Below are 11,427 nucleotides of genomic sequence, written 5' to 3' on the forward strand. Positions count from 1 at the left end.
CAAACGCATCGAAAAGAAAAGAAAAGCGGAAGGTGCAGGTACGGTCATCCTGGCGGCTTCTGCCAGGATGCGCCGATTTTTGTATCCGGAGATGGAGGACCTGGCCCGGCAGGGATTCCGAATCCACAAACTGTCTAAAAATATGATAAAATTCTCCCCCCAAAAGATCCATGAATACCTGGCCGGGGAAGGCCTGATCCCCAGGCAGCAGAAACCCTTGCGCCGTATGAACAGCGCGGCAATTTTACGGAGGTCTGCCCCTCCTTGAAAATGCGCGGCCTCACCCGCTTCGCCTGGTGACGCGAAGCGAAAACCCCGCTTGCGGGGCGCTGGTGTGCGAAGGATCCCGGAAGACGCTATCTAACGCATCTGGGCTGCATTTCGATCCAAGAGGCGTTGGCCTCCCTTCTGTCCTCGCCGCTTCGACAGTAAGGATCGATTCGTCTCTCGACGCCGGTGTACATGGGCGGATCGATTCTGCGACGATCGACTCCGGAGCGCCTGGATGGGCTGCGTCGTTTGTCATGTTGCTGTTCCACCGCTGTGACCTCAAAACGAATATCATGGATAGCTGCGTTTATGCGTGACCGTATGTATCCTATAGTAAAATGATCCCGGCACCTGTCAAACAAAAACGGTTACTTCCATTCCACGTCCAGGTTCATGCGATTTTTTTAACCACGGAATACACGGAGGACACGGAAAAAGAGATTAAAAATATTTCAGTGTATTCTGTGTGTTCCGTGGTTTCCGATCTTTTAATTCAGATCCGTCCACTTTTCGATCGAGGCTGGCAAAGAGAGCACCTCGGTCGGCATCTTTTTTCTCCAGCAAGCGCTCTTTCTGTGAGTTCCGTGTGTTCCGTGGTTCCAAAAAAGAAATATCCCGGTATATAAAGTTGTCAAGTCTGCTTTTGACCTTTACGTACGCCATGATTGCGTCAAGAAGCCCAAACTTTTTAAATGGCTGTCGATCAAGCCTATGATTGATTTTTTTGAAACCTTACAACCTTCCCAATCCCTCCACCAACCGGTCCACATCCTCAACCGAATTGTAATGCACCAAACTGATCCGAATTATTCCGTCCGCCGCATCATGAATTCCCAGCGCCTCGAGGCAGCGCAGCGCGTAAAAATGCCCGTTGCGCACGGCGATATCCTTTTCCACCAGGCGTTTGACGACATCGCTGGAACGCATTCCCGCTATCGTAAAAGCGATGGTCGCAGCCCGCGAACTGATCCCGGCCTGCTTCTGCCCCATGATCCGGGCGCCGGGAATGGCACGGATCGCCGCTAATATCCGGTTGGCCTGGACGGTTTCGTGTTCGGCGAAAAGATCGAAGACGCGGGCGGACCGTGCGTGGAAATCGAGCCTGGCATCATCGAAATGGTGCGCGTAAAGCGCATCGATGTAGGCTTGGATGCCGGCCAGCGCTGCGATCTCGGCGTGCAGCGGCCCGGCCGGGTTGAGCCGGTAGTGCGGCAGATCGCGATTGAAATAGTGGCCTTGGGGTTCGAGCGTGTCGAGCACGGACGGCGCGCCCCACATGACCCCGATGTGGGTCCCGAAGGTTTTGTAGGTGGAGAACAGGTACAGATCCAGCCCGCTGGCGTTGATGTCCAGCACCCGGTGGGGCGCAAAGGAGACCCCGTCACCGATGGCCAGCGCCCCGACCGCGTGGGCCATATCGCAGACGGCCTTGTAGTCGTTCATCGTGCCCACGATGTTGGAGCAGAGGGTAAAGCAGACCAGCCGGGTCCGTTTGTTCACCAGGGATTTGAGATCCTCGATGGCCAGCTCGCCGGTCTGCGGATCGATCCGCCATTCCCTGACGACCGCGCCGAACTCCGCCAGCCGCTGCCAGCACCCGATATTGGCCTCGTGGTCCTGGTTGGTGACGATAATCTCGTCACCAGGTTTGAGCAGGGGCCGGATCGCCTGGGCCAGGACGTAGAAATTCATGGTGGTGGACGGTCCCAGGGTCAGCTCGTCCGGGTCGCAGCCCAGCAGGCCGGCCATGGCCCGGTAACCGGCTTCCATCTGTTCGCCGGCCTCGATGGAGGTCTCGAAGGGGCCGTAGGGCTGGACCTTGGTATACTGGAAAAAGTGGTGGAGGCGGTCGACCACCTGGCTGGGAACGTAGGAACCGCCGGCGTTTTCGAACATCGCCCAGCGGGCGGTGCCGGAGTTGGAGAAAACCGGGTACTGGGCACGGACGAAGTCTATATCCAAGTTCATTTTATTTCCTTTTCAACGATCGAAAACGCGAAGGACACTGAAGAAGAAAGGACACCATTTTTTTTAACCACGCCCTTTTCGGTCCGTGGTTTTCATTTCCCATAAACCAGTTTGCCGATCTTCCGCACCCGTTCCATCTCTTCCGCCGCCAACGGCCCCTGATCCAGCACCGCCAGGTTCTCTCTCATCTGCCCGATGCTTTTCGCCCCCATCATGCACACATCCACTGCCGGATGGGACAGCACGAAGCGATAGCATTCGCCGGCGGTCAGCGGCGTTTCGCCGGGCGGCAGCTTTCTTTTTCCAAGAAGTTTGCGCCAGTCCGTGGCCGTGAAACTGACCACACCGGGGCGGTCGTCGCCGGCAAGATGGGGAAAGGTTTCGGTTTCCGCACCCCGGTGGGCGGCGTTGTAGCGGATGTGAAAGACATCGAAAAGACCTTCCCGGGCCAGTTCAGGGAATAATTTGCGGTTGTGACTGGTCAGGCCGATGAAGCGCACCAGGCCCTTTTCCTTGAGTTTGAGCGCCCCGTCGATGACCTTCTGCGGCGGTCGCCTGGGAAACCATCCCAGCAGAAGCACGTCGGCGTACTCCAGACCGGCGGCATCGAGGCCCTTGACGAAAAAATGCTCGGTGAGCCAGGCGTGGTGGGCATAGGTGAGCATGCCGACCACCAGGTCGTTGCGCCTGCCGTTTGCTGTAATATTGCGGATGGCCGCGCGCATGGGACCGGAGCGGCCCCGGATGAAGGTGCCCCAGGTGAAGTAGTTGCAGCCGCGTTCGAAGGCCTCCTCGTAGGCGGCGGCCGGCGCACCGAAGCTCGATGAAATCCCCAGCCGGCCGACCTTGAGGTGGGTGCGGCCGAGGGTGGCTGGCGTGGGAAATGGCATCCGGATCTCCTTTCCTTCATTGACCACGGAACACAGGGAAGACCCTGAAGAAGAAATGACATAAACTTTTTTAACCACGGAATACACAGAATACACGGAAAATAAATTCAAAAAAATTCTGTGTGTTCTGTGTATTCCGTGGTTTTATGCCCTTTTGGTCAGTGGTGATCATTGAACTTCACTTCAAACGCCCAAAACAGCTCTACGGGCAACATCTCTTTTTTTTCCTATCAAACGCTCTTTCCGCGTATTCCGTGTGTTCCGTGGTTTATTTAACAATCCGTTCGATTTCCACTTTCGGGTAATGTCCGAAGTTGACCAGAAGGCCAAGCTTCATTCCTGTCGCCTTCAGGTAATTGTGAAGCTGGGCGCGGTGTTCATCACAAATTGTTTTCACCGCCTTGAGTTCCAGGATGATCGATTCATAGCAGATTAGATCCGGCTGGTAGGTCCGCTCAAGGGCGTCGCCCTTGTAACTCAGTTTCAATTCCTGTTGGGCAACAAATGGAATCCGCCTGAGTCGCAGTTCCTTTTCCATGCACTCCTGATACACCGCTTCTAAGAACCCGCATCCCATTTCACGGTATACCTCGAAGATCGCACCCCGGAGGGCATAGCTTTCTTCCGGAAACAAGAAGTCCTTCTGCGTGTTCCGCGTGTTCTGTGGCTTCATGGTCTGTTGGTTTGAGGCCGCTGACTGTCGTTGCCTTTGTTAGCCACGGAATACACGGAGGACACGGAAAAAGAGATTAAAAATATTTCAGTGTATTCTGTGTGTTCCGTGGTTTCAAAAGAGAATTATCCCGATATGATTTTTATTGAAACATCAAGGGGATGTCAAACGCTTAAATACGAATGCGGTAACCGGTAAAATTGATTTTGCCGGCCGAATGCCTATTTTTTGTTATTCGCATCGACAACCATTGGCTCGATTCAAGATGGAGGGCATCCGATGAACATGCACATACCGATAAAAACAGCTTTTTTCGCAACCATCATCCTGGCCCTGGCGGCATCTGCCGGCGCCATGGACAAATTCCCTGCGCCGAAAGCGGAGTTCTCGGCCGACATGACCATGACCATCAAGCAGGCCGGCACGACCCAGCCCCATGTCATCCAGGGGAAGATCTATTCCGTCAAGGGGAAGGAGCGGCGGGAGATCACCAGTTTCGGCCGTAAGACGGCCATCATCAACGACCGCGAAAACGACAAGATGTGGACGCTGATGCCCGACCAGAAGATGGTCATGGCCAACCCGGACCCGCGCGCCAGGAAGAGCCCGGATCAGATGATCCGCGACGGCGAGCTCAAAATGACCGAAATGGGCACGGAGACGGTCAACGGGCAGAAGACCACCCGGTACAAGATCGAGTCCACCGACAAGGGAGAAGACACCTTTTCAGGATTTGCCTGGCTGAACAGGCAGAACATCCCCGTGCGTTTTGAGGGAACGGCCAGCGACAGCGGCGTCCGTCAGGATATCGAGATCGAATACACCAACATCGTCGTCGCCCGGCAGGATCCGCAATTGTTTGTCGTCCCGTCCGACTATCGCGAAATGAACGCCGGCCTGGGCGCCATGGGCACCTCCGGCAAGACCCTGACGCCGGAGCAGATGGAGCAGGTCATGAAGATGCTCAAGCAGAAGCAGAGCGCCAATTAGCCGCCACCCGCGGACAGTATCGTTCGGGCCGGGCCGGCGTTCCGGTTTACTTCCTGATCTCTCACCCCTGCTTTATCGGCGACCCTGCGATGAGCAATCGGCACCACGGATGCCGGATCGGGCAAGGCGCAGCATACCGGGATCGCCCCCTCCCCGCGGCAAAGCGCGGGGAGGGGGCGATGATCGAACCTATTTTTCCCATCCTTTATTACCCAATCTTCTCAATCGAATACGATTCAGGCCTGCCCCTGTTCAACCGCTTCTCATTGACCGGCGGTCCTGCCGACCCCAAACCCGCATAACCTTTCTTATTTGCATCGCATTCTCCTTGAACCCGAGTAAACGCGTCAATCGTGGCACGGATCATGCTTTTTCAGGTAATTGCCAGGCTGCCGGTTGAGCCGAACGTAAACCCCGGCACTGCCAACAATTGACCGGTTCTGCGTCGCGACGGGAAGGGTGATGCCAGGCGGGTCAACGCATAAGGGGAATTCTCATGAGAAGAAGGCCGCTCTTTCCGATGCATGTCATCGGTGCCAGTCCGACAGACTATCTACGCAACTTTTGGTGCCGGTATTACCGGACCTGCCTTGCAGAAGCCGCCGATCAGAATAAGTACCTGAGCTGCAGCCTGTGCGGCTACAGGCGCAGCCGCGCCATGGCTCCCCGCGCGGCCCGATGAAATTCCGACGCCGGACCGGAAACGGCCGGCCCGGTTGAGGGCGTCGCTTCCGGGTTGACGTTCTCGCCGTACCGCCCGCAAAAGCAGCGTCACGAACGCAATGAAGCACGGCGCCACGGCATGACCGATGCCCGGCAGCAACCCTTTTCCCTGTCCGCTCTGCCGGCCTGAGCGGCCCTCCTAAAAGCGATCGATCACCGTAACCCCGGTTCCGGAAAAGTTGTTCATGTCGGCCAGTTCTTTCGGCGACTGGTCCAGGCGGATGGTCTTGCCGATCAATTTTTCCGGACGCAGCTTGCCCGTTCGGATCATGGCCAGTACGGCCGGGTATTCATGGGCCTGGATGCCGTGGCTGCCGAAGATCTCGAGCTCCTTGGCAATCACGGTTGCCATGGGCACGGACGGGCAGGTATGGTCGCCGAGCATCAACCCCACCTGGACATGCTTGCCGCGTTTGCGCAGGTTGGCAATGGAATTGAAACAGGTGTCCGGGCTGCCCAGGGCATCGATCGAGACGTGGGCGCCGCCTTGGGTGAGGTCCATGACGCCTTCTACCACATCCTTTTTCTGCCTGGCGTTGACGGTTTCAATGGCGCCGATTGACCGGGCCAGCGCAAGCTTGTCATCGTCGATGTCGATGGCCACCACATTGGCGCCCAGGGCGGTGGCGATCATGATCGCAGACAGCCCGACGCCGCCGCAGCCGTGAACGGCCACCCACTGCCCGGCACTGACGTTGGCCTGGGCCACCAGCGCACGGAACGAGGTGACGAACCGGCAGCCCAGGCTTGCCGCGATCACGAAATCGAGGCTGTCGGGCAGGCGCACCAGGTTGATGTCCGCATGGTCAATGGCCACGAACTCGGCAAACGATCCCCAGTTGGTGAACCCGGGCTGAAACTGGTGGTCGCACACCTGGTGGTTGCCGGAAATACATTGGGGGCAGCCGCCGCAGCCACACACGAACGGCAGGGTGACCCGGTCGCCGGCGCGCCAATGCCGCACATCCCTGCCGACCGCCTCGACAATGCCGGCGATCTCGTGTCCGGGTACGTGGGGCAGGGTAATATCGGAGTCGTGTCCCATCCAGCCGTGCCAGTCGCTGCGGCACAATCCGGTTGCCATCACCCGCAGGACCACGCCGTGGGATCGGGGGGCGGGGTCGGGAACCGTCTCGACGGCCGGCAGGGTGGCGAATTCTCGGTATACAACAGCTTTCATCGTTTTCATTCCTGTCGTTAAATGGTTTGGGTGTTGATGTAATCGCAGATTTTTTCGAGCCCTTCAACCAGAACGGGGTCCTCGGTGGCCATGCTGACCCGGATATACCGTTCCGCCGACGGGCCGAAGGTAGCACCGGGGGCAACCGCCACCCGCCGTTCCTCCAGGAGCCGGTCGGCAAAGGTATTGGAATCCATGCCGGTGGCGGAAATATCGACGAGCAGGTAAAACGCGCCCTGGGGGGTATAGCGAAACAGGCCGTGCCGTTTCAGGATTTTCAGGGCCATATCGCGGCGCGTGCGATACTGCTCCACCATTTCGTCGATGTAGCCGCGGTCCAGCGACAGGGCCGCTTCGGCCGCTTTCTGGGAGATGGACGGCGCACACGACACGCACAGTTCCTGCTGCTTTTCCAGGGCCCGTGCAATGGGTTCGCTGGCGACCACGTAACCCAGGCGCCAGCCGGTCATGGAATAGCTTTTCGAAACGCTGAAAATGCTGATGACGTGTCCGTCGGTATCGAACCGGGCCGGGCTGACGTGCCGGCCCTCGAACACGATATGTTCGTAGGCCTCGTCGGACAGGACATACAGGTCTTTTTCCCGGGCCAGCGCCACCAGATCCCCGACGAACGATTCCGGGCATACCGCACCGGTGGGATTCGACGGCGAGTTGTGGACGATCACCTTGGTTGCCGGTGTGATGCAGGCGGCAATGGATTCGATGCGCGGGGCGAACCCATCCGACTCGCGGAGCGGATACCTGGCGACCGTACAGCCAAACTGCGGCGGCAGGGCGGCGTAGTTGACATACCCCGGGTCGGGCGCCAGCACCTCGTCTTGCGGATTCAGCAGCACGGACAGGGCGATCATGATGCCGTAATTGGAACCGGGGGTCACCAGGATCCGCTCCGGTGATGTCCGGATGCCGTTTTCCGCTTTCAGCTTGGCCGCCATCTTCTCCCGCAGCGCAGCATACCCCATATTCGGCGTATAGCGCGTATAGCGGCCCTGCGGATCCATGATCGCTTCGCAGGCGGCGCGGAGGATGGGCGCGGGGGTGGCAAAATTGGGCTGGCCCACCTCCAGGTGCAGCATGTCGGGCGCGGTGGCCGAATCCATGATCCGCCTTATCCCCGAGCGCGGCATGTCTTGAATGTAGGTATTGATCGGTTTCAATGGCATGATGGGTTCCTGTCGTGGTCGTCAAGGGAAATGACCTGGTCCGTCACTTCGGTAAAGGCCACATCGTGGCTGATCAGGAAGAGCTGGTCGTACCAGTGCTCGGTCACTTCTTCGCGCCCCACGTCGATGGCACGGAAGGCATGGGCAAGATTGGCCCGGCGGTCGGCATCGAGGTTGGACGTCGGTTCATCGAAAAAAGCGACCTTGGCGCCGATGGTCTGGAGCAGGGCCAGCCGCAGGGCCACGACGGCACTCATCGTCTGCCCGCCGGACAGCTGGTCATCGGTCCGCTCCCGCAGCGCCCCATCGTGCATGTCGCGCAGGACAATCTGGTACTTGTCGCCCCAGTGCAGCTCTTCATCGGTTTCGGCGATGTTGCGGTAAATACGGTCCGCCCGTATGCTTATCTCTTCGCGGAACCGCTCCGAGAGCTGCGCCGAAACGTTGTTGAATATCCGGCTTCGCAAAAATCTCACCACCGCTTCCTTGCCGGCCACGCGTTTCTTTTCCGCCAGCCGGGCCTTGATCTCCGCTTTTATGCGGTTCATCCGGTTGATCTCCGCCTCCAGGCGCAGGCGGTCCTTGTCGAGATCAGCGGCTTTCTGCCGGATCGCGGCAACCTCGGCCACCAGCTGATCCTTTACCAGGCGGACCGTCGCGTGGCGCGTTGAATCATAATCGGTTTCCAGCTTGACCTGTTCGCTTCGCTTGGCGGCCAGCGACTGTTTCAACTCCGCTAAAAGCCCCGCCATCTGCTTCAGGGATTCACGCCGGGCGTCCAGTTCCCCGGCGTCCTTGCGGTTGGCAAAGAAGGCATCCCTGGCCGCCTGGTGCCCGGTCCTCAATTTGTCGACCCTTGCTATTTCCCTGTCCAGGTCGCGGTAGTTGCCCAAATCCGCTTTACGGGCCAGGGCCCTTTTCTCTGCTTCCTCCTGCTGCTTCCGGATCCCCTCGAGCGCACGCCTGCGGTCGTCGTTTTCCCTGCGCCGTTCGGACAGCGCGTTGCACTGCTTGTCGACCACCTGCGCTTTGATCTTGAGCGCCTCCAGCTCCTGCCGGGCGTTCTCGGCCGCCGCGATCTCCCGGCTCAGCCCGTCCAGTTGCCTGCCCAGGTCGAGGCCGTCCTTGTCCAGTTCGGCCACCCTTGCGCTGAAAACATCGCGCGGTGCTTTGCCGGCTATATTTTTGCACGGTTCCCTGAAAAACGGGCAGACCCCTTCGGCCAGCTTTTCCCTGCCCTCCTGCAGCCCGGCCCGCCTTCCTTCGATGAGCCCCTGGGTCGAGCGGAGTGCTTCCTCTTTTTTTCTCAGCACCGGCAGGCGGGCCGCCGCCGTCGACAGGCGGGTATCGGCAACCAGGCTTTTTTGGCTTTCTTCGAGCTGTTTTTCCTCGTCGGCAAGCCGTTTGCCGGTTTTTTCGACTTCAACCGTTTCGTGCTCAAGCGCCTGGGCAAGGCGCGCGCTTTCCTTGTCCAGCGCGGTGATCTCCTTTTCGAGCTCCCGTCGCTGCTTCTCCTTGTCCCGCAGGGATCTGAGATCGGCTTCAGCCGCCTCGAAGGCCTGCTTTCCGGGCCGGCTTTTTTCAAGGGCCTCAAGGGCCCGTTCGGCTTCCTCGACCCTTTTCTGCTTGTCGGCGATCTTGCCTTCCCCGTCACGGATACGGCTTTCAAGCACCTGGATCTCCGATTTGACGGCATGGGCCATCTTCTCCTGTCCGTCCAGCAGGGCCAGCTGTTTTTCGGACGCCGCCAGTTCCTTTTCCCTGGCGGAAAGCGCCTGCTTGCGGTTTTCAGCGTCGGCAACCAGGCCGGCCAGTTCTTTTTCCCGTTCGGGCAGGACGGCAACCTGTTCCTGTTTGCCTTCTATCTCGACGCTCAGCAGGTCGATCCTGTTTTTGACTGCCGCCAGCAGGGTGCTGGTGCCCTTATAGGTTTTACGCCAGGCGTCGATGCCGAGAATTTCGTCGAAGGCGTCCTGGCGCCGGGTCGGCTGCCTGAGGACAAAGGGGCCGAGAAAATCGTTCTGGAAGGGACCGATCACGAGTTTGTATTGATCGGCCAGGGAGCGGCCGCTCTCGAGCTTCAGCAGCGCCTTGATCCGCGACTCCGTTTCCGTTGCGCCGGCATGGTCCTCAACCTCGAAGGCGCCGCCGGTCTCCCTGGCCAGCAGCCATCTGGACCCGGCCCCGACGCTGCGGGATACGCGGTAGGTGTCACCATCATCCGCGGCAAAGGTGACGGCTATTTCTCCCTTCTTTTCGCCGATGGTGATGAACCGCTCGACATTGCCGACAAAGTCCCGGGCGTCGACACCGAACAGGGCGTAGCCGATGGCCTCGAAAATCGTGCTTTTGCCGACCCCGTTGGCGCCGGAAAGGACGTTGATCCCGCTGACGAAATGCAGCTCCTTGTCGCGGTGGGCTTTAATGTTCTTCAGGGAAACGGAGAGGATTTGCATGGGTCAGGCCTCCTCCGGGAAAAGCCCGAGCAGTTCGTCATCCCCGACATCCCCCTTCAGCACCAGGTCGCGGATGGACAGCGCCAAGCGGGCCAGCTCCGCTTCACGGCCCTGGTAGGCACTGTGGGCCCCGATCAGTTCATGCAGCACATCCCTTTCGATCTCGGCAAGGGACTTCTTGACGACCTCCTCCCCGCCAATCCGGGCAACCAGGGAAAGATGGTTTTTGATTTCCACGTGCAATGGCGCAGCAAACTCGTCGAGCGCCAGCCGCAGGCGTTCCCGCCCCAGTTCGAAAGGATGGAACCCGACCCGCCCGGACAGCTTCAGTTCGACCAGGGGTGCCCGCCCCCCGGCCTGTCCGGCCAGCCTTGCCGCGACCTGCTCCCGGAAGCGGGCCAGGGCGCCATCCGCATCCTGCGCCCCGTCCAGATCAACCGTCTCGACCAGCATCGGCCGGGGACGGGTCGGCCTGAACGCGGGAGAGAACCGGCCGTCCTCGACGGAAACGAGATAATACCCCTTGTCGTACTTTTCCTCGCCGAAGTTGACCCGCTCCGGAGCCCCCGGGTTGTATGCGTATCGCTTTCCTTCCGGGGTCTCGATCGCGTACGGCTTGTGGCCGTGGCCGAGGGCGACGTAACTGAATGTTTCGGCCAGGGGGTGGGCGTCCTCGATCTTCATGTTGCCGATCTCGACCGGCGAGTAGGTCCAGATGCCGACATGGAAAAGCAGCAGGTTGTTGGCCGTGGCCACCGCGTCGCAGATTCGCTCCACATGGCTTGCCGCCTGGGCGCCGATGTACCCCAGGCCGTATATGTTCACGCCGCCGATTTCAATATGCCCCCCCGCTCCGGTCTTCTCATCGAAAGGATCGAAACGATAGCCGCCGTCTTCGGTGCGCCCCGGGCGCAGCAGGCGGATATAGCCCATTTCCGAAAGGGCTTCCATCCAGGAGATCGTGTTGCGCCGGTGAATCCAGTCATGGTTGCCTTCGATGGCAATACACGGGATACCGGCCGCTTTGAGGGGGTGCAGGGTGTCGATGGTTCTGGCGAACGTCCGGGGAAGAATTTGACCGGTATGGAACAGG

At 59.3% G+C, this 11,427-nt stretch carries 10 protein-coding genes; 3 read left to right on the top strand and 7 right to left on the bottom strand.

Annotation, left to right across the window (positions count from 1 at the left end):
* Positions 1–268 (top strand): hypothetical protein (locus ACZCED_RS23725; RefSeq protein WP_464861940.1); only part of this gene is annotated, 268 nt, incomplete at its 5' end.
* 734 nt (positions 269–1,002) lie between these two features.
* On the opposite strand, the gene ACZCED_RS23730 is transcribed toward ACZCED_RS23725, so the two are convergent.
* The 3 genes from ACZCED_RS23730 to ACZCED_RS23740 all read right to left on the bottom strand — a co-directional run bounded on the left by ACZCED_RS23730 (position 1,003) and on the right by ACZCED_RS23740 (position 3,762).
* Entirely contained in the window at positions 1,003–2,238 is a 1,236-nt protein-coding gene (locus tag ACZCED_RS23730) for an aminotransferase class V-fold PLP-dependent enzyme (RefSeq protein WP_464861941.1), read from the bottom strand.
* Between the two features lie 92 nt (positions 2,239–2,330).
* Positions 2,331–3,128, bottom strand: a complete 798-nt coding sequence (locus tag ACZCED_RS23735) for an aldo/keto reductase (protein WP_462968813.1) — start codon at positions 3,126–3,128, stop codon at positions 2,331–2,333.
* Between the two features lie 268 nt (positions 3,129–3,396).
* Positions 3,397–3,762: a GxxExxY protein gene (locus ACZCED_RS23740; protein ID WP_462968812.1), complete on the bottom strand. Its 366-nt coding sequence runs from the start codon at positions 3,760–3,762 to the stop codon at positions 3,397–3,399.
* Between the two features lie 318 nt (positions 3,763–4,080).
* Between ACZCED_RS23740 and ACZCED_RS23745 the strand changes: the two genes are divergently transcribed.
* Both ACZCED_RS23745 and ACZCED_RS23750 read left to right on the top strand, forming a co-directional pair.
* Positions 4,081–4,791, top strand: coding sequence for a LolA family protein (locus ACZCED_RS23745; RefSeq protein WP_464861942.1), 711 nt, complete (start codon positions 4,081–4,083; stop codon positions 4,789–4,791).
* 179 nt (positions 4,792–4,970) lie between these two features.
* Entirely contained in the window at positions 4,971–5,093 is a 123-nt protein-coding gene (locus tag ACZCED_RS23750) for a hypothetical protein (RefSeq protein WP_462968810.1), read from the top strand.
* Positions 5,094–5,653: 560 nt separating this feature from the next.
* Here ACZCED_RS23750 and ACZCED_RS23755 read toward each other — a convergent pair.
* The 4 genes from ACZCED_RS23755 to ACZCED_RS23770 all read right to left on the bottom strand — a co-directional run.
* The gene (locus ACZCED_RS23755) at positions 5,654–6,694 is read right to left on the bottom strand and encodes a zinc-dependent alcohol dehydrogenase family protein (protein WP_462968809.1); all 1,041 of its coding nucleotides are present in this window, start codon (positions 6,692–6,694) and stop codon (positions 5,654–5,656) included.
* 17 nt (positions 6,695–6,711) lie between these two features.
* Positions 6,712–7,878 carry a pyridoxal phosphate-dependent aminotransferase gene (locus ACZCED_RS23760; RefSeq protein WP_462968808.1) on the bottom strand — a complete coding sequence of 389 codons (1,167 nt, stop codon included), beginning with the start codon at positions 7,876–7,878 and terminating at the stop codon, positions 6,712–6,714.
* Positions 7,869–10,334, bottom strand: coding sequence for an AAA family ATPase (locus ACZCED_RS23765; RefSeq protein WP_464861943.1), 2,466 nt, complete (start codon positions 10,332–10,334; stop codon positions 7,869–7,871). The genes ACZCED_RS23760 and ACZCED_RS23765 overlap by 10 nt, the downstream gene beginning before the upstream one ends.
* A gap of 3 nt (positions 10,335–10,337) precedes the next feature.
* Positions 10,338–11,427, bottom strand: a 1,090-nt coding sequence (locus ACZCED_RS23770; protein ID WP_464861944.1) for a metallophosphoesterase family protein, incomplete at its 5' end; no start/stop codon positions are given.

This window comes from Desulfosarcina sp. (assembly GCF_055467485.1).